Below are 17,225 nucleotides of genomic sequence, written 5' to 3'. Positions count from 1 at the left end.
AAAAAACTTATGATGAAGAATTTAGCAGGACTACTGATGGTACTATTTGTAATGCCATTACCATTACAAGCTCAGGAAAAATTTGACGCCCAAATTTTTGTATCTAATTTTAATGATGAGGGATTGGCAAATGCTGAGGTTAAATTATATGATACCACTGGAGTATTTATGTTTGGCGGAACAACCAATCAAGAAGGCAGGTTTGTGTTAAACATGCATCCGGGAAAGTATCAAATTAAATTATTTCAAAGTGGGGAATTAAAAAAAGAGCGTCTCATTGATATTCCTGAATTAAGCGGACGAAAAATCTACAATAGGGTCAGAATTCATGTGCTATTTGAAGAAAGGAAAGTATTTACCTTAGAAGATCTTCACTTTGAATACAATTCGGCTGAAATTCAAGCAAGCTCTTATGATATACTTGATAGGTTGGTGGATTTTCTCAATTATGAAACGGATGGTAAATATGAAATTGGTGGCCATACGGATGCAATTGGATCAGATAAAGACAATTACACTCTGAGTGAAAATAGGGCTCAAGCAGTAAGGCAATATTTAATTGATCACGGTATTACAGCAGATAGATTAGTGGCGAAAGGATATGGAGAGAGTAAACCAATTGCTGATAATGAAACGGATGAAGGAAGAGCTCAAAACAGGAGGACTGAAGTCAGAAAACTGGAATAATTTCGCTAACTTTATATAGATGAAGCGATTGATTTTTTTAATGTTTCCTTTGTTTTTATTCTCATGTTCTACAACCATGAGTGTGTCTGATAAACCTGTCAGGTTAAGAGTAAAAACCATGAATGCAGGGGTTTGTCATCTATTGGAAACTAACAGGAAAAAATCTTCGAAATCACCTTCAGGTTATAAATTCAATGCAGATTTTATCAGATTGAATGAAAGTACAGATACTATTAAAGCAGCAATTGGAACCAGATTTGGTGTGGAGTATGTTGCATTTAGTTCAGTTTACACAGAGGTGCCATTCAAAGCAATTTGGACTTTTCCTAAGCCAATAGTAAATGAAAAAGGAAAAGAGTTTTCTTCTGTTAAAACCAAAATTTGGCTAGAAACGCACACCAGATATTTCAGTACATATTCAATTGAAAAGGAGTATGAAATTGTAAAAGGTGACTGGAAATTCGAACTTTTTTATGGAAAGAAATTGGTGCTTACCAAAGTCTTTCATCTAATTTGATTGTTAAAAAAACTAAAAATCAGATTTGTCCTCATTTCAGGTCTTGACAAAAATTATTTCTTGTTTTAATTTTATATCGTCTCTTTGAGATATTCAAAATTGTATTGAGTTGAGCTTTATAGCGATTTGTATTGTCAAACGATAAAACAATTTGTTATGAAAAAGAAGTTTAGTAGAATTTGGAAAAATCTAAAAGGAAAGTTGAGTCAATTTCTGAACTCAAATAATTCGAATAGCAGAGAACCAATTGCTGTGCCAATTGCAGGAATCAAAGAGGATCAAATTATTTGTGATCCGGATGAAGGAATTTTAGTTATTGAGGCTGAACGGCGAATTTATATTGAAGAAGCTGACAGGTTTGAGTCATGGAAAATGCACAATACCTATGGCTTCGACAGGTATTTGTTTCTTCCAAACGGCGTTTCTGTTAAAAGAGTGAAGACAAAAATTGAACCCGATCAAGTAAAAATTTACTGGTAGTAATTATTAATCCTATAAAATCTGATGTTATGAATAAAGTTACGGTTTTATTAGCATTTGTAGGAGCAGTCTCTTTTGCAAATGCCCAGTTTCAAAAAAATGAATACATCAACAAAAAAGTAGAAAAAGCAAATCAAGTTGAGCAGATTGAACTGTCTAAAGAAGTTTTAAAAAGGCAGCAACTTACTCCCCAAGTAAGGCAAATAAAAGAGCAAGAATTGGTTGATGAAATGTCAAGGGCAAGATCTATTTTAGATGTTTATGAAGTAGTTCAAAAAAATCCTAAATTAAAGAGTAACATAATGAGTAATAACGAGCTACTTTATCAGTTTGGAATAGATAAGCAAGCAGTTAAAAAGCTTGAGAAAGATATAAATAAGGAGTAATTAATTAAAATTAACTTTTTATGGAGATCAAGAAAAGCTATCTTAATTTTTACAAAGAAATATTATCAAAGGTCAAATTTGATCAGCAGTTGTTTTGGAAAGAATATCAGAAGGCTGTAAAATTGTTGACAGATAAGGAAAGAGTAGATCTAAATCACTGGATATTTCAAAGGTATGGCTCAAATTTAAATTAATTATAATGAAAATAGTATTGCTGTTTGTGTTGCTGGTATTTGGAGTAGAGACAATAGCTCAAAACACAATTGTAGAAAGAAAACAAACAACTGAAAATGGTATAACCAAAGGTTGGACAATCACCAAGGAGTTGGATGATAACGGTAATGTTATAAACTATGACTCAACATATTTTCAAAGGGATTCATCACAAGATAATGAAGTGATGGATTTCAATTTTGATGGTTTTGGTGATTCTCACATGCAGTTTTTCAACTTTGGAACAGATTCTTTGGATATAAGTAGCTTGTTTCAACAGTTTGGATTAACGGATAGTTTGTTCCAACCGCAGTTTTTTAATTTTGATGAATTGCTTGAACAATATAAGCAACAAATGGAGCAGTTATATACGCCTACTCAAATTGAGCCATCCGATACGACACAATTTAAATATCCCGAAAATGGGAAAGTTAAAAAGATCTAAAAAAAAGCTCCTTGTATCAAGGAGCTTTTTTTAATTTTTAAACCAGCATTCTAACTGGGTTTTCAAGCAATTCTTTTAATGTTCTTAAGAATTCTGAACCAACCGCACCGTCAACAACTCTATGGTCACATGATAAGCTTAGTTTCATTACATTACCAGGAACAATCTCTCCATTTTTTACAACCGGAGTTGATTTGATTTGTCCTACTGATAAGATACATCCGTTTGGTGGATTGATAATTGACGTAAAATCCTCAATACCATACATTCCAAGGTTTGAAACTGCAAAAGTTCCTCCTTGCATTTCTTCTGGTTGAATCTTTTTCTCTCTTGCTCTACCTGCTAAGTCTTTAATCTCGGCTCCAATTTGAGCAATACCTTTAGTGTCTGTGAACTTAACAACAGGTACAACTAAACCATCTTCAACTGCTACTGCTACACCAACATGAATGTGATCATTATAACGGATATAATCTCCCATCCAGTCTGCATTTACTTTAGGGTGTCTTCTTAGCGCAGCTGCAACTGCTTTAACAACCATATCGTTGAATGAGATTTTAACTCCTTCTTGCTCATTGATTGCTTTTCTTGCTGCAATTGCATTGTCCATATCAACTTCCATTTTCAAGTAGAAGTGAGGCGCAGAGAATTTAGAAGCAGAAAGTGCTTTTGCAATCGCTTTTCTCATTTGAGAATTAGGAACATCAGTGTAAGATTCAGTTCCTACAGCTGCAGCAGGAATATAAGTTGCTGCTGCACCACCTGCTGATGGCTGATAGTTTTCAATATCTCTTTTTACAATTCTTTGATTTTCTCCAGAACCAACAACGTTTGCCAGATTAATTCCTTTTTCTTCAGCCATTTTTTTAGCTAAAGGTGAAGCAAATATTCTTCCTCCATTTGCACTTCCGTTAGTGCTTGTAGCAACAGCTGCAACTTGAACAGGTGCTACTTCTGTTTGAACTGGAGTTGGGTCTGGTTTACTTTCAACTACAGGAGCTTCTTCTTTTACTTCTTCAGCTTTTTCTTGAGCCGGAGCAGCATTTCCTGCATCTTTCAACAAGGCATCAATGTTTTCTCCTTTTTCTCCGATCACCGCTAAAATGGCATTTACAGGGGCAGTACCTCCTTTATCAACACCAATGTGTAAAAGCACACCTTCGTAAAACGACTCAAATTCCATGGTCGCTTTGTCGGTTTCAATGTCAGCTAATAAATCTCCTTCAGAAACTTTATCTCCTACTTTTTTATGCCACTCAGCAACAACACCTTCTGTCATTGTATCTGATAATTTGGGCATTCTTACGATTTCAGCCATATTATTTTTCTTTGTTGATGGTTTTTACCAATCTTTTTTAATCAATTAATTTTTTCTTAAGCCAAGAATTCTTTGATGTACGGATAATCTTCTTGTTTATAAACGTCTTTGTACAATTCTTCTGCATCCGGAAGCGGAGACTCCTCAGCAAATTTGATTGACTCTGCTACTTCATTCTTAACCCACTCTTCAATCTCTTCTAATTTTTTATCAGTCAACCATTTGTTGTCCTTGATCATTCTTAAGCAATGTTCAATTGGATCTTTTTCTTGCCACTCTGCAACCTCTTCTTTTGTTCTATACTTTTGAGGATCTGACATTGAGTGACCTTTATATCTATAAGTTCTAATATCTAACAATGTTGGTCCATCACCTCTTCTTGCTCGCGCAGCTGCTTCCTCAATTGCTTCATGAACTGATTCAGGACTCATTCCATCAACTATCATTGATGGCATTTCGTAAGACAGACCCATTTTAGACATGTCAGTTACGTTTGTTGTACGTTCAACTGATGTACCCATGGCATAATTGTTATTCTCAATGATGAAAATTACTGGTAACTTCCAAGTCATTGCCATGTTAAATGTTTCATGCAAAGCTCCTTGTCTGGCAGCTCCGTCACCAAAAGAACAGAAACAAACATTGTCTGTCCCTTTATATTTTTCTGCAAATGCGAGTCCGGCACCCATAGGAATTTGTGCTCCAACGATTCCGTGACCTCCCATAAATCCTTTTTCAACATCAAAAAAGTGCATTGATCCACCTTTACCTTTAGAGCATCCGGTAACTTTACCATAAAGCTCAGCAGCTAAAATTCTTGGGTCTGTTCCCATGGCGATTGGATGACCGTGATCTCTGTAAGCAGTGATGTGTTTGTCTCCTTCTTTACAAGCAGATACTGTTCCTACTGCGATAGCTTCCTGGCCAATGTATAAGTGCAAGAATCCACCAAACTTTTGCTGAATGTATAATTGAGAAATTTTTTCCTCAAATTTTCTAATCAGCAACATATCAGTGTACCACTTGATGTATGTCTCTTTTGAGAATTTAGCACCAGTAGTTTTTCTTGTGCTCTTAGTAACTTTAGTTGTTTTTTTAGCTTTACTGCTAGTTGAAGATTTAGTCGCCATAGTTTCCTCTACTTATTTTCAATGGACAAATATATTTATAATTCAATTAAAAGGAGTGCTAATTATACTTGAGTTCTCATGTTTTTGTTCCCAATATTTTACTCCTGTTTTTTTACTTGATAATTAAGGTGTTAAAGAACACTGTGCAATATCTTGTTACCAAATTATAAATCATCCTTATATAATCGTACCTTGTGTACCACCAAAACTAACCAAAACAAAGATGCGCGCAAACAAGACCTTACTTGTATGCTGTATGTTATTGCTATCTACCGGCCTTTGGGCTCAGTCTGTATCAAAAGTTAATTTTGATATAGTAAAAGATAACATTACAGATTCTACGTCAGATTATTATTATCCAAAGTTGATTAACCGCCTAAGGGAGGGTGATACTACTTTTTCACATCAAGATTATTATCATTTGTATTATGGTACAGTTTTTCAAGAATACTATTATCCTTATGGAACTAGTAATACAAAAAAGGAATTTCTTGAGGAGTACAAAGAACATCACTACGATAATGCCATTAAATTAGGTAAGCAAATAATTAAGTATTATCCGGTAGATTTAGAAGTACTTTTTAAATTATCTGTCTCATGTTTAAAGACAGGTAGAGATGAAGAAAAGAGGTTCTATGCCAAACATTACTACTCATTTTTAGATGTTATTTATTACAGTGGTGACGGCGAAAGTTTAGAATCTGCCTTGGTTGTTACCTCGGTGGATCATGAATATTATATAGCCGGTGATTTGGGATTGAGAGTAAAAGGACATGATTTAATTGATGATTGTGATGTACTTTATTTCTCAAAAAAAGACCAGAAGAAATTAAAAGGAACGAAAAAAATCAAAAGACTTTATTTTAATGTCCGAATGCCTTTGTTGAGTTTATCAAAGTCGTACAAAGATGTTGATTTACCTGAACCGGATGAAGAATAATTAAAGTGCTTCTCCGTCAAAATAAACCGGAAGTAAATCTTTTGCACTGTCAAAAATCCAATACACTCCCTCTTTACTGACTAGAATTAGCTGAATAGGACTTTTTTGTTTCAATTCTATTTCCAATAATGTCTGTCTGCAAACACCACAAGGTGAAACAGGTGATCCAATGGCTTTATCTACATACACAGCCATGGTTTTGATGACATTGTTTGGGTAGTTACTAACTGCGTGTGAAAGTAAGGTTCGTTCTGCACAAATGGATACAGGATAAGAAGCATTTTCAACGTTGGTTCCTTTAATAATTTCACCGTTATCTAATACTAATCCTGCACTAACTTTGAAGTTAGAATAAGGAGCATAGGCATTGGCAGAAAAAGCTTTGGTTTGAGAAATTAACGTTTGTATTTCTTCATTAAATTGATCTATCTGATTTGTTTCTTGAAAACGAACGACAATCTTTTTTTCTTGCATCTTAAAGTAAGTAGTGAATCTTTAATGCTCAAACCTACGTATTTATTGTCAATATTGAAACAATTAATCATTTAATCACGGCAAACAAAAAATGCTTACCACACTTTCACGTTTTGTACCTAATTGTCGTATATATTTGTGTTAAGGCATTGTTAACTACTTGTCGTTTTGAATATGAGTGAAGAAAAGCTGTACAAAGAAAAGGAGCTACTCCAACTGTTTGATCCAATTTACCTGGACCAAATGGCAGACTTTGAACTCATGAACAGGGTGGATACTAAATTTGTTTTAAGCAGAAGTACGTTAAACGAAATTTTACCTGAACTGGCTAAAGCTTATTGGGCGCTTGAAGTAGAAGGAACCAAATTGAGCGCGTATAAAACGCAATATTTTGATACTTCAGATTTTAATTTTTACCTGGATCACCATAACGGAAGAGGAAATAGGTTTAAAGTGAGAATCAGAAAATACGTTGAATCCGGTATATACTATTTGGAAATCAAAAGAAAATTTAAAGGGAGAACCGTTAAAAAGCGTATTAAAATTGGTGATTTTGAGGATGAATTGTCTGCAGGATCAAAGGAATTTATCCAGGCAGTTTTGGAAAAGGAAGTAGGCTTGGAGCATAAGTTGTTTAACACCTTTGACCGAATGACACTGGTGAGTAAAACAGATAAAGAACGGCTGACAATAGATTTAAATTTGAGCTACGAAACTAAAGATGAAGTAGTGAAATTTGAAAATGTTGTAATAGCTGAATTGAAGCAAGAACGTTTTAGCACAGATAGTTTGTTTTACAAATTGATGAAGAAAAACATTATTCGTCCTAATGGATTTAGTAAATATTGTTTTGGAGCTATAACTTTGAATGATCAATTGAAGTATAACAACTTCAAAGAGAAGAAACTTTTAATAGATAAACTTGATTAAATATGGAAGAAACGCAAATGTTATATGAGATTAAATTGATGGATGACGACTTTTATAAGTTGATCATCAAATTTGCAATCAATTTAGTTTTTGCAACCTTATTAATTAGATATATCTATTATCGTAAAACGCAACGTAAAGATCATTTATTTACTTATTACATGATCTCAATCATTGCTTTTATGATCTGTTTTGGATTAAAAAAGTTGGAGATTGGAACAGGAATGGGGCTAGGATTGTTTGCCATTTTTGGGATAATCAGGTATCGTACTACAACGGTGCGGATTAAGGAGATGACTTATCTCTTTGTAGTAATTGGTTTATCTGTAGTAAATGCCTTAGCCGGTAAACAAATTAGTTATGCAGAGTTGTTCTTTATTAATGGTGCAACCGTGCTATTTGTTTATTTATTGGAGTATGTCTTTCTGCAAAGTCACGAAAATACTCGCACAGTAATTTATGAGAAGATAGATTTAATCCGTCCAGAGAAAAGGGAGGAATTAAAGGCTGATTTGGAAGAAAGAACAGGATTACAGATCAATAAAATATCAATTGGTAAAATTGACTTCTTGAGAGATACTGCTCAGGTTAAAATATATTACCATTCTGAAGATCCGGATGAATTTTTTCCGGATGAATAAAATTGAAAAGCCTCTCCATTTGGAGAGGCTTTTTTTATTGTATTAATTAAAATTTAATTAGGTGGTGGAGCAAATTGATTGTTTTCTTTTTGCTCTGTGCCTTGAACAGTGTTAATTTGAACAGAACCTCTATGGAATTTTGGCCATTGATATCCTTGCTCAAATTTCAACTCTTGCATGATGATATTTTTTGCACGCATCATTACACCTGTTTTCTTAATGGTACTTTTTGACTCATCAAGTACGCAGGATGTTATTTTACCGTCAATGTCAACTGCAATGTCAAATACTAATTTTCCTGGAGTAGAATAGGGGACAGTATAACTAATATCCTTTTCTATTTTTCTTTTATCCATGAAAATGTCGCCATAAACCTGACCATATAGAAGGCAAGAGGTTAAAAAGCTAAACGCAATTAAAGCAGTTTTTATCATTGTGTCGTATTTATTTCTACATAACCGTGATGATTCGGCGGATAATTCCCGGCTTCAAATTTTAAACCGTTTTTAATCATATCCCTTGACTTTAGCATAATAGGGCCTTGTCGTATGGTGCTTTTATGCTCATCTATTAAACAAGTGATTACATTTCCGTTTCGGTCAACAACTATGCTGAAGATCATCTTTCCCGGTTTGCTGTAAGATACAGTATATTTTATATTCTTCGTTACTTTTCTATTGTCTCTTTTTAAATCTCCTGAGACTTGTCCAAAAGTTGTTGAAGTAATGAAAAATAGGGAAATTGCTAGTACTCTGTTTGTGATTCCTTTCATAACTTATAGATTTGGTTCATCTATAATTTACAAAATTTCAACTCCCAATAAAAATTTAGTTTTCAACACTTGCAAAGTATTGTGTTTTATGAAATACGGCTCCAGTTTGGTTTTTCTTTCAATACTTTTCGCAAAACCTGAGCAATTTTTTGATGCCCTTTTTCACTGAGGTTGGGATCTCTTTCTATCAATTCTTCTGCTTTGATTCGGGCTAATTTAACTATTTGAGCGTCTCTGGACAGGTCAGATAATTTAAGATTTAACAAGCCACTTTGCTGGGTACCCATAATATCTCCCGGACCTCTCAATTTTAAATCTACCTCTGAAATTTTAAAACCATCATTTGTTTCAACCATGGTCATTAGTCGCTTTTTTGCATCTTCTCCCAATTTATGATTGGTCATTAAAATGCAGTATGATTGATCTGCACCTCTTCCAACTCGGCCTCTCAACTGATGCAGCTGGGACAATCCAAATTTTTGCGCACTTTCAATTACCATAACAGATGCGTTAGGAACATTCACACCAACCTCAATTACTGTTGTCGCCACCATTATATTGGTTTTTCCTTCTGAAAACATCTTCATCTCGTAATCCTTGTCTTCAGGTTTCATTTTGCCGTGAACTATGCTCACTTTGTATTTTGGCAAAGGAAAACGCTTAGTAATAGCTTCATATCCATCCATTAAGTTTTCATAGTCCAACTTTTCAGATTCTTGAATTAATGGATATACGATATAAACCTGTCTGCCTTTAGTTATTTCATTTTCTAAAAATTGGAAAACATTTAGTCTGGCAGATTCAAATCTGTGAGATGTTTGTATTTCTTTTCTACCTGGAGGCATTTCATCAATCACTGAAATGTCCAAATCCCCATAAAAAGTTAAAGCTAAAGTTCTTGGGATAGGAGTGGCGGTCATCACCAAAATGTGAGGAGGTAATAAGTTTTTCTTCCAAAGCTTTGACCTTTGCGCTACACCAAATCTATGCTGCTCATCAATAATTGCAATGCCTAAATCTTTGTACATCACAACATCTTCTAATAATGCATGAGTTCCCACTAGAATATTGATCTCACCGGCTCGCAATTGTTCATGTAATATTTTACGATCTGCTTTTTTGGTTGATCCGGTAAGCAAAGCAACTTTTAAATCCATTTTTGCGAGGAATTCACAAATGGTATTATAATGTTGATTGGCCAAAATTTCAGTCGGAGCCATCATGCAAGCCTGGTAACCGTTATCTATAGCTATCAGCATTACCATTAATGCAACCAATGTTTTTCCACTACCAACATCTCCTTGCAATAATCTGTTCATGTGAATTCCGGAACCAATATCTGATCTTATTTCTTTGATCACCCTTTTTTGAGCTCCGGTTAAATCAAATGGTAAATGTTCTTTGTAAAATTCATTGAAATGGGCACCAACTGTTTCCAATTTCAATCCCTTAATTTTTTTCTTGGTGATTTCCTTTCTAAACAGCAATTCCATTTGAAGTATGAAAAGTTCCTCAAACTTAAGACGAACCTGTGCTTTTTGAGCCATTTCATAGGAGCTGGGTTGATGAATTTCAAAGTAAGCTTGCTCTCTGCTCATTAAATTCAAATCAGCCATTAACCAGTCAGGTAAAAACTCGTGGATTTGGTTTTTTAAGGCAGGTAATAATTGGGCTACTATTCTTTCAAAACCTTTTGACGTAAATCCCAGATTTTGTAATTTTTCTCCTGAATGATAAACAGCTTGCAAACCAAGACTGTCTTCGTTTGGACCATTTAAAAATTCAATTTCTGGATGCGCAATATTGAATTTTGCACCATACTTTTTTGCCTTTCCATAAACCTTTGCCCATCCTCCTTTTTCAAGTTTGGGAATGATCCACTTTCCACCTTTAAACCAGATAAGTTCTATAATGCCCGTTTCATCTTCAAATCTAACTTCTAACCTTTTTGTTCTTCCTTGTTTTACTTCTTTGTATCCAATAATTTGTCCTTTTAATTGAACAGCACCTTCTTGAAAAGGAATATCAGATACTTTATGATAAGCCGACTTATCTATATATCTAAAAGGAAAATAATTCAGTAGATCTCTGTAGGTGTGAATGTTTGCTTCTTTCTGTAAAATCTCACCCCTTTTAGGGCCAACACCTTTTAGGTAGACAATGGGAGTGGATAATACATTTTTCATTCGAACAAATAATTCCTATCTTTCTTCTTTCAAAGTTAAAAATGCTAAAGAGATTATTACTACTTGTCGTGCTTTTAAGTGTAGGGGTAGGTGTTTTATCCTTTGTTAATGCCTCATCCGGAGAATATTCGGCTTACTCGCACAGCAAAAATTTACAACAGGAAGATTTCAGTAATTGGACAGTTCAAAAAGCCTTAATTGAACTCGGTGATCAAAAACCTGTACATTATTTAGAAAAAATTGATCCTGATTCTGCAAAAATTGGAGAACGTCTAATCAAGTATGGTGAGTTGGAAGATGGTTCAATTGATCGCATTTCAAAATATTTTGTTTGCACTGATTGTCATAATATCGTACTTGAGACGGATGATCCTGCGGATGAATCTCCCGACAGAGTATTAAAATATAGCATGAAAAATAAGGTGCCTTTTTTACCAGGTTCTACATTTTATAGTATGTATAACAAAGAACATTGGTACAATGGGGATTATGATAAAAAGTATGGCGATTTGGTGAAGAATACCAGAGATACACTTTACAATGCCATTCAATTGTGTGCCACTCAGTGTTCGCAAGGGAGAGAGCTTGAGTTTTGGGAAATAAGATGCATAATTCACTATTATAAAACACTAGAGTTAAAAATCTCTGATTTGGTTTTTACTTCTCAAGAATTAAATCAACTATCTGCTTTAAATGAAAAGAATAAAAAGGATGGTGTCAAGTTGCTGAAATCAAAGTATAACACATACAATGATGCACATTTTGGAACTTCAAAAATTCCTGTTATTCCGGATTATCAACCCAATTTTGAAAGTGGTAAGTATATATATGAGGGAGGTTGTTTACATTGTCACGCTTATGGCAAAGGAATTACCAATTTTGATTTAGGGATGGATAAACTATCTTTTAAATTTTTAGCGGCGAAAAAAGAGAAGTATAACAGTTTTTCAATTTCTCACATAACTAGATACGGAACTTATTCAATTAGTGGTAGAAAGCAATACATGCCACAATATACTTTTGAAAATATGAGCGATAAACAGATGTTGGATTTGATCTATTTTATCGAAACAAAAGCTAAAGAATGAAAAAAATACTACTACTCCTTATTGCTTTTTCTGCAGTAAAATCTTTTGGTCAGGATAAAGTTTATGAATCATTTGCCGGAACCAGGGTAATCAATAATCACAGTACTGAATGTATTGAACGAAATAATTTAGAATTTATCGTTGCACATAAATTTGGTGATCTTGCAGGGGAATCTGGTGGAATCAGCAACTTTTTTGGATTTGATAATTTGGCTGATGTTCGGTTAGCTTTTGAATACGGAATATTAGGTAATCTGGATGTTGGTTTAGGTAGATCAAAAGGTGTTGGGATTAGAACGCAAGTGGTAGATGGTTATGTGAAGTATAAAATTTTAGAACAAAAAACGTCTAAGATGCCTATTTCAATGGCTTTTGTAAGTTCAATTGCTTTGCCGTATGCAAAAAAAGCACCTGATTCTACATCTGTAACATCTTATCCAAGATTTATCAATCGTTTCATTTTTACAAATCAGCTATTAATTACCAGAAAGTTTGGTGACAGATTTACCTGGCAAATTAATTTGGGATATAATCATAGAAATTTAGTGGCTTTTGGAGATGTGAATGGTTTATATTTTGCCGGAACTTCGGCTAGATTTAGATTTACTAAAACGCTAGCGGTTTTATGCGAATACAGTCATGTATTTAATCGTCCATCATCAATCCCTGCTCAAGATCCATTGAGTTTTGGTTTTGAAATTTTAACGGGAGGACATACCTTTTCATTACATTTTTCAAATGCTAAAGCAATGAATGAGAATTTGTTCATTCCGCTTACAACTTCCAATTGGTTGGACGGCCAATTTAGGTTTGGATTCTTCTTTAATAGAAGATTCCAGTTGTGATTCAATATTGCTTTGTTAGGAATCTGTTAAAGTTTAATTTAAGCTGCATCTAGTTTTTAACTTGGCGAAATGCGCTGGGTGATATTTCTATTTTTTGGTATTAGTTTAAAAGCTTCTGCTCAATTAAAAGTTTGGGCATATCCGGATACTTTACATTTTGAATTGGTAGAACCTAATCAAATGATTGAGATTAATATGGATACTATTAGTTTCAAGGCCGGTAAAATGCCTGGAAGATTAACAATTTACTTCACAGTTGATGTAGTTGATTCATTGACTATAGTTACGCGTTCCTTTACCAATGATCCGCATATAATATGTTCCTATCCTTATCAACCTCTAAAGTCTGATACTGTTTACAGTTGTGCAATTTGTTTTGCTAGAAAAATCGGGCTGGATAGAAGAAACTTGGGTTTGATTTTTAATGGTGATAAAAGAGTGACTTTTCGGTGGAGGGCATATTGGAAACAATTAGCCGAAAATGAAGAATAATTGACAGATGTCATATCCAGAATCTGAAACTGGATTATATTTGCGGGCTCAAATTTTAAGTAACGACATGAAAAACATTTCTTCTTACAACTTTGCTGGAAAAAGAGCTTTAATTAGAGTAGATTTTAATGTTCCATTGAACAAAGAAACGCTTGAAGTAACTGACGATACAAGAATCAAGGCTGCTATCCCTACTATAAAAAAGGTGTTGGAGTCAGGAGGAAGTGTTGTCTTGATGTCTCATTTAGGGCGTCCAAAAAACATTCCTGAAGACAAGTTTTCATTGAAAAATATCATTTCAAAAGTGGAAGAGAATCTGGGGCAGTCAATTCAGTTTGCAACTGACTGTATTAGTGCTAAGGCTTTTGAAATGTCAGCTAATTTAAAACCTGGAGAAGTATTGTTGCTTGAAAATTTGAGATTCCATGAAGGAGAAAAGAAAGGTGATGTTGAAATGGCTAAAAAATTAGCTCAACACGGAGATGTGTATATCAATGATGCATTTGGAACTGCACATAGAGCACACGCATCAACTGCAGTAATTGCTCAGTTTTTTCCAAACGACAAAATGTTTGGATATCTAATTGAGAAAGAAATTGAGAGTGTAGATAAAGTGTTGAAATCAAATCAAAAACCTTTAACCGCAATTGTAGGTGGTGCAAAAGTTTCATCCAAAATATCAATTATCACTGAGTTGATGAATAAAGTAGATAACTTGATTGTTGGTGGAGGAATGGCTTATACTTTTATCAAGGCACAAGGAGGTCAAATTGGTAATTCTTTGGTAGAAGAAGACTTCTTGGAAACGGCAAGAGAAATCATGTCAGCAGCAAAGGAGAAAGGAGTTAATTTGTTGATTCCAACTGATACTATTATAGCAGATGAGTTTTCCAATGAGGCCAATACTAAATCTGTAAAAATTGATCAAATACCTGATGGTTGGATGGGATTAGATATTGCTGAAGATTCAATTAAAGCTTTCAAACAGTGTGTACTTGATTCTAAATTGATATTGTGGAATGGACCAATGGGAGTTTTTGAATTAGAAAAATTTCAAAACGGAACCAAGGAGATAGCCTTAGCTGTGGCAAAAGCTACTAAAAATGGTGCCTTTTCTTTAGTTGGTGGAGGTGATTCTGTTGCCGCAGTAAATCAATTTCATTTGGCAGATCAGGTAAGTCATGTATCAACTGGTGGTGGTGCTATGTTAGAGTATCTTGAAGGCGTTACATTACCTGGTATTGCAGCTATTATAAACGATTGATTCAAACAAAGTTTTCAACTTTTAACATTGTAAATATCTCTTTTCAAAGGTGATGATTTAACCTCATATTGTCCTATTTTTGGCAACATGAATATCAGTCATCTGCATGAATTGTTTGTAACCTCCAAGGGTGTCTGCACCGATACAAGAAATCTGGAGCCTAATACTATTTTCTTCGCACTAAAAGGTGCTAATTTTAATGGTAATGAATATGCTCAAAAAGCAATTGATGAAGGTTGTAGTTATGCAATAGTAGATGAAGCTGAGTACAAAACTTCGGATCAAATATTTTTGGTGGATGATGTTCTTGAAACACTACAAAAACTAGCTAATTTTCATAGGAAACAGTTCGATATTCCTATACTTGGAATAACTGGTAGTAATGGTAAAACTACAAGCAAGGAGTTGATTGGAGCTGTTTTGAAAAAGAAATACAATGTTTTAATTACAGAAGGTAATCTAAACAACCATTTAGGTGTGCCTTTTACTTTGTTAAAACTTAATAGTCAACATGACTTTGCTGTTATTGAAATGGGTGCAAATAAACCCGGGGATATTCAAGAACTTGTTGAAATTGCAGAACCTAATCATGGAATAATTACAAATGTCGGTGCTGCTCATATTGAAGGTTTTGGTTCGCTTGAAGGCGTAATCCAAACAAAAACTGCCATGTACCGTTGGATGGAAAAAGTACAAGGCGTTATTTTCTGTAATGCAGATGATGAAACCTTAAAATCACATTTGCCCAAGGCCCCTCTTGTTACTTATGGTGAAGAATCGGCTAATATTCAAGGTGAATTAGTTGAAATGAATCCATTTGTTTCATTTAAATGGAACAACTCAACTTATCATTCTGAGATAATAGAAACAAAGCTGACAGGGAGATATAATTTCACTAATTTTTTAGCAGCTGTTTGTATAGGTGATTACTTTGGTGTACAACCTGCTGCAATAAATGAGGCATTGTCAAATTATCAGCCTTCAAATAATCGATCACAAATTCAAAAATCTGATAGAAATACTTTAATAGTTGATTGTTACAATGCTAATGCTACTTCAATGAAAGCCGCAATCCAAAGTTTTGCTGAGATTACAGCAGAAAGTAAATTGGCCATTGTTGGAGATATGTTGGAACTAGGTGAAATTAGCAATGTAGAGCATCAAAAAATAGTTGATTTATTGAATGACCTTGGTTTGAAAGCGATTCTTGTTGGCAAAGAATTTCAAAAAACAAATTCCAACTTTCCTAAGTATTCCAATTTCATTGATTTATTAGATAATGAAGATTTATCGTCAATAAACAATTTCTCCATCCTATTAAAAGGTTCAAGAGGCATTAAATTAGAGAATCTTATTCAGTATTTGTAGGCTTAAAAAAATAGACGAAAGCTTAACAGAATCAGATAACTTTGTTAAATTCGTCGTCTAAAATTTTAATTAAGATAAACCCTATGAAGAAAAATTATTTCATCCTTGGTATAGGATTATTCCTTTTCTCTTGTGGAGGAAACGAAGAAGCAACAGAGGAAACTACAAATGATGATAACACTACAGAAGAAACTACTGAAGAAGTAGTAGAAAGTGGAGCTATCGACCCTTTTCCTGATTTTCCAAAAGATAAATTGAATGCTGCGGCAGGAGATATCGTTTTATCACCTTCAAAAAACTGGCAAGAAGATGCTACAAAAGATGGTGCTGAAAACACAACATTTATTTTTTACAAACAAACTTTAGCTGAGCCTGGTGACCAGTACAGTAAAGTTGATTTTATGGGAGATAAAGGAGTGGAGATTCCTAACTATATGATCGTTCCGATTAAACCTAATCAAACTGCTAAAAAAGGAGACATCTTGTTGACTTGGTGGCAATCAGGTTCAGGAATGAAAAGAGCAATTGTAACTGATGATTCAGATCCTGCTGCTCCGGTTGTAAACTATATTGATATTGATTGGGATAATCCTGCTCAAAACTCTGAAGGAGTTGGTTTTGGTCAAATGACTGAGCAAATTGAAGCTGGAACTTTCCACGTTCTTACATCTACTTGGGCTCCTGGAACTACAGTTGCTGCTAAAGCTGATGGTAAAGTTAAGGCTGCAACAGTTATTGCTGTTAGCGGAGATAAAGTTTTAACAATTGGATTTGCTGGAAAAATGGCTGTATATCCTAAAGCTGATTGTACACCGGTTCCAGTTAAACCAAACGTAAAAGCAGGTGATGCTGTTCAAGCTCCTTGGGTAGGATCATTCGTTAACACTAAAGTGGTTAAGGTTGATGCTGCAATGGGAAGAGTTTGGTGTGAAGATCCATATAGTGATGACCCAATGGTTATTCCTTTTGGAGATGTTGCTACTGGATTATCTGTAGAATAAAATTAAACCGTGTATTTACTTGCGCCTCTGTTCTTTTGAGCAGGGGCG

At 34.4% G+C, this 17,225-nt stretch carries 20 protein-coding genes; 14 read left to right on the top strand and 6 right to left on the bottom strand.

Translation table 11 applies throughout. The features are described from left to right. The first annotated feature begins 12 nt into the window (after positions 1 to 12). The 5 genes from K6119_RS06890 to K6119_RS06870 all read left to right on the top strand — a co-directional run bounded on the left by K6119_RS06890 (position 13) and on the right by K6119_RS06870 (position 2,728). Positions 13 to 687 carry an OmpA family protein gene (locus tag K6119_RS06890; RefSeq protein ID WP_221837218.1) on the top strand — a complete coding sequence of 225 codons (675 nt, stop codon included), beginning with the start codon at positions 13 to 15 and terminating at the stop codon, positions 685 to 687. 19 nt (positions 688 to 706) lie between these two features. After that, on the top strand, positions 707 to 1,204 hold the full coding sequence (locus K6119_RS06885; protein ID WP_221837215.1) for a DUF3859 domain-containing protein: 498 nt from the start codon (positions 707 to 709) through the stop codon (positions 1,202 to 1,204). 156 nt (positions 1,205 to 1,360) lie between these two features. Next, positions 1,361 to 1,684, top strand: a complete 324-nt coding sequence (locus K6119_RS06880; protein WP_221837212.1) for an Hsp20/alpha crystallin family protein — start codon at positions 1,361 to 1,363, stop codon at positions 1,682 to 1,684. A 29-nt stretch (positions 1,685 to 1,713) separates the two neighbouring features. Next, a complete protein-coding gene (locus K6119_RS06875) occupies positions 1,714 to 2,070 on the top strand; it encodes a hypothetical protein (RefSeq protein WP_221837209.1) in 357 nt (118 codons plus the stop codon). A gap of 199 nt (positions 2,071 to 2,269) precedes the next feature. Then, positions 2,270 to 2,728: a hypothetical protein gene (locus tag K6119_RS06870; protein WP_221837206.1), complete on the top strand. Its 459-nt coding sequence runs from the start codon at positions 2,270 to 2,272 to the stop codon at positions 2,726 to 2,728. A gap of 37 nt (positions 2,729 to 2,765) precedes the next feature. On the opposite strand, the gene K6119_RS06865 is transcribed toward K6119_RS06870, so the two are convergent. Beyond that, positions 2,766 to 4,046, bottom strand: a complete 1,281-nt coding sequence (locus K6119_RS06865; RefSeq protein ID WP_221837204.1) for a pyruvate dehydrogenase complex dihydrolipoamide acetyltransferase — start codon at positions 4,044 to 4,046, stop codon at positions 2,766 to 2,768. A 56-nt stretch (positions 4,047 to 4,102) separates the two neighbouring features. Then, positions 4,103 to 5,176 (bottom strand): pyruvate dehydrogenase (acetyl-transferring) E1 component subunit alpha, encoded by a 1,074-nt coding sequence (pdhA, locus tag K6119_RS06860; protein WP_221837201.1) that lies wholly within the window; start codon positions 5,174 to 5,176, stop codon positions 4,103 to 4,105. 223 nt (positions 5,177 to 5,399) lie between these two features. Between pdhA and K6119_RS06855 the strand changes: the two genes are divergently transcribed. After that, positions 5,400 to 6,116 (top strand): DUF4919 domain-containing protein, encoded by a 717-nt coding sequence (locus tag K6119_RS06855; RefSeq protein WP_221837199.1) that lies wholly within the window; start codon positions 5,400 to 5,402, stop codon positions 6,114 to 6,116. Here K6119_RS06855 and K6119_RS06850 read toward each other — a convergent pair whose 3' ends face one another. Further along, the gene (locus K6119_RS06850) at positions 6,117 to 6,590 is read right to left on the bottom strand and encodes a cytidine deaminase (protein ID WP_221837197.1); all 474 of its coding nucleotides are present in this window, start codon (positions 6,588 to 6,590) and stop codon (positions 6,117 to 6,119) included. 174 nt (positions 6,591 to 6,764) lie between these two features. On the opposite strand from K6119_RS06850, the gene K6119_RS06845 reads away from it, so the two are divergent. After that, positions 6,765 to 7,520: a polyphosphate polymerase domain-containing protein gene (locus K6119_RS06845; protein ID WP_221837195.1), complete on the top strand. Its 756-nt coding sequence runs from the start codon at positions 6,765 to 6,767 to the stop codon at positions 7,518 to 7,520. A 2-nt stretch (positions 7,521 to 7,522) separates the two neighbouring features. Beyond that, positions 7,523 to 8,161, top strand: a complete 639-nt coding sequence (locus K6119_RS06840) for a DUF4956 domain-containing protein (protein ID WP_237828119.1) — start codon at positions 7,523 to 7,525, stop codon at positions 8,159 to 8,161. Positions 8,162 to 8,214: 53 nt separating this feature from the next. On the opposite strand, the gene K6119_RS06835 is transcribed toward K6119_RS06840, so the two are convergent. The 3 genes from K6119_RS06835 to recG all read right to left on the bottom strand — a co-directional run bounded on the left by K6119_RS06835 (position 8,215) and on the right by recG (position 11,119). Then, positions 8,215 to 8,595, bottom strand: coding sequence for a hypothetical protein (locus K6119_RS06835; protein ID WP_221837194.1), 381 nt, complete (start codon positions 8,593 to 8,595; stop codon positions 8,215 to 8,217). Further along, positions 8,592 to 8,933, bottom strand: coding sequence for a hypothetical protein (locus tag K6119_RS06830; protein WP_221837192.1), 342 nt, complete (start codon positions 8,931 to 8,933; stop codon positions 8,592 to 8,594). The genes K6119_RS06835 and K6119_RS06830 overlap by 4 nt, the downstream gene beginning before the upstream one ends. A gap of 86 nt (positions 8,934 to 9,019) precedes the next feature. Then, positions 9,020 to 11,119 (bottom strand): ATP-dependent DNA helicase RecG, encoded by a 2,100-nt coding sequence (gene recG / locus K6119_RS06825; RefSeq protein ID WP_221837189.1) that lies wholly within the window; start codon positions 11,117 to 11,119, stop codon positions 9,020 to 9,022. A gap of 41 nt (positions 11,120 to 11,160) precedes the next feature. Here recG and K6119_RS06820 point away from each other — a divergent pair, with 41 nt between their 5' ends. The 6 genes from K6119_RS06820 (at position 11,161) to K6119_RS06795 (ending at position 17,177) form a co-directional block, all read left to right on the top strand. Continuing rightward, positions 11,161 to 12,207 carry a c-type cytochrome gene (locus K6119_RS06820; RefSeq protein WP_221837186.1) on the top strand — a complete coding sequence of 349 codons (1,047 nt, stop codon included), beginning with the start codon at positions 11,161 to 11,163 and terminating at the stop codon, positions 12,205 to 12,207. Beyond that, positions 12,204 to 13,052, top strand: coding sequence for a DUF5777 family beta-barrel protein (locus K6119_RS06815; protein ID WP_221837184.1), 849 nt, complete (start codon positions 12,204 to 12,206; stop codon positions 13,050 to 13,052). The genes K6119_RS06820 and K6119_RS06815 overlap by 4 nt, the downstream gene beginning before the upstream one ends. A 78-nt stretch (positions 13,053 to 13,130) precedes the next feature. Then, the gene (locus tag K6119_RS06810; protein WP_237828118.1) at positions 13,131 to 13,544 is read left to right on the top strand and encodes a hypothetical protein; all 414 of its coding nucleotides are present in this window, start codon (positions 13,131 to 13,133) and stop codon (positions 13,542 to 13,544) included. A gap of 67 nt (positions 13,545 to 13,611) precedes the next feature. Beyond that, complete coding sequence (locus tag K6119_RS06805; protein WP_221837180.1) at positions 13,612 to 14,808, top strand: phosphoglycerate kinase; 1,197 nt, start codon at positions 13,612 to 13,614, stop codon at positions 14,806 to 14,808. Between the two features lie 87 nt (positions 14,809 to 14,895). Next, on the top strand, positions 14,896 to 16,176 hold the full coding sequence (locus K6119_RS06800) for a UDP-N-acetylmuramoyl-tripeptide--D-alanyl-D-alanine ligase (RefSeq protein ID WP_221837168.1): 1,281 nt from the start codon (positions 14,896 to 14,898) through the stop codon (positions 16,174 to 16,176). 83 nt (positions 16,177 to 16,259) lie between these two features. Next, a complete protein-coding gene (locus K6119_RS06795; protein WP_221837165.1) occupies positions 16,260 to 17,177 on the top strand; it encodes a hypothetical protein in 918 nt (305 codons plus the stop codon). Positions 17,178 to 17,225 lie beyond the last annotated feature (48 nt).

The sequence above is a fragment of the Paracrocinitomix mangrovi genome, assembly GCF_019740355.2.
GTDB classification, from domain to species: Bacteria; Bacteroidota; Bacteroidia; order Flavobacteriales_D; family Crocinitomicaceae; genus Paracrocinitomix; species Paracrocinitomix mangrovi.
This window is presented reverse-complemented; position numbering and strand designations above follow the sequence as displayed.

Excerpts from the sequence above, each read along its gene's own strand:
- pdhA (WP_221837201.1), bottom strand. The coding sequence starts at position 5,176 with ATGGCGACTAAATCTTCAACTAGCAGTAAAGCTAAAAAAACAACTAAA.
- K6119_RS06805 (WP_221837180.1), top strand. The coding sequence starts at position 13,612 with ATGAAAAACATTTCTTCTTACAACTTTGCTGGAAAAAGAGCTTTAATT.
- K6119_RS06845 (WP_221837195.1), top strand. The coding sequence starts at position 6,765 with ATGAGTGAAGAAAAGCTGTACAAAGAAAAGGAGCTACTCCAACTGTTT.
- K6119_RS06870 (WP_221837206.1), top strand. The coding sequence starts at position 2,270 with ATGAAAATAGTATTGCTGTTTGTGTTGCTGGTATTTGGAGTAGAGACA.
- K6119_RS06830 (WP_221837192.1), bottom strand. The coding sequence starts at position 8,933 with ATGAAAGGAATCACAAACAGAGTACTAGCAATTTCCCTATTTTTCATT.
- recG (WP_221837189.1), bottom strand. The coding sequence starts at position 11,119 with ATGAAAAATGTATTATCCACTCCCATTGTCTACCTAAAAGGTGTTGGC.
- K6119_RS06880 (WP_221837212.1), top strand. The coding sequence starts at position 1,361 with ATGAAAAAGAAGTTTAGTAGAATTTGGAAAAATCTAAAAGGAAAGTTG.
- K6119_RS06815 (WP_221837184.1), top strand. The coding sequence starts at position 12,204 with ATGAAAAAAATACTACTACTCCTTATTGCTTTTTCTGCAGTAAAATCT.
- K6119_RS06875 (WP_221837209.1), top strand. The coding sequence starts at position 1,714 with ATGAATAAAGTTACGGTTTTATTAGCATTTGTAGGAGCAGTCTCTTTT.
- K6119_RS06855 (WP_221837199.1), top strand. The coding sequence starts at position 5,400 with ATGCGCGCAAACAAGACCTTACTTGTATGCTGTATGTTATTGCTATCT.
- K6119_RS06800 (WP_221837168.1), top strand. The coding sequence starts at position 14,896 with ATGAATATCAGTCATCTGCATGAATTGTTTGTAACCTCCAAGGGTGTC.
- K6119_RS06820 (WP_221837186.1), top strand. The coding sequence starts at position 11,161 with ATGCTAAAGAGATTATTACTACTTGTCGTGCTTTTAAGTGTAGGGGTA.
- K6119_RS06850 (WP_221837197.1), bottom strand. The coding sequence starts at position 6,590 with ATGCAAGAAAAAAAGATTGTCGTTCGTTTTCAAGAAACAAATCAGATA.
- K6119_RS06795 (WP_221837165.1), top strand. The coding sequence starts at position 16,260 with ATGAAGAAAAATTATTTCATCCTTGGTATAGGATTATTCCTTTTCTCT.
- K6119_RS06840 (WP_237828119.1), top strand. The coding sequence starts at position 7,523 with ATGGAAGAAACGCAAATGTTATATGAGATTAAATTGATGGATGACGAC.
- K6119_RS06835 (WP_221837194.1), bottom strand. The coding sequence starts at position 8,595 with ATGATAAAAACTGCTTTAATTGCGTTTAGCTTTTTAACCTCTTGCCTT.
- K6119_RS06865 (WP_221837204.1), bottom strand. The coding sequence starts at position 4,046 with ATGGCTGAAATCGTAAGAATGCCCAAATTATCAGATACAATGACAGAA.
- K6119_RS06890 (WP_221837218.1), top strand. The coding sequence starts at position 13 with ATGAAGAATTTAGCAGGACTACTGATGGTACTATTTGTAATGCCATTA.
- K6119_RS06885 (WP_221837215.1), top strand. The coding sequence starts at position 707 with ATGAAGCGATTGATTTTTTTAATGTTTCCTTTGTTTTTATTCTCATGT.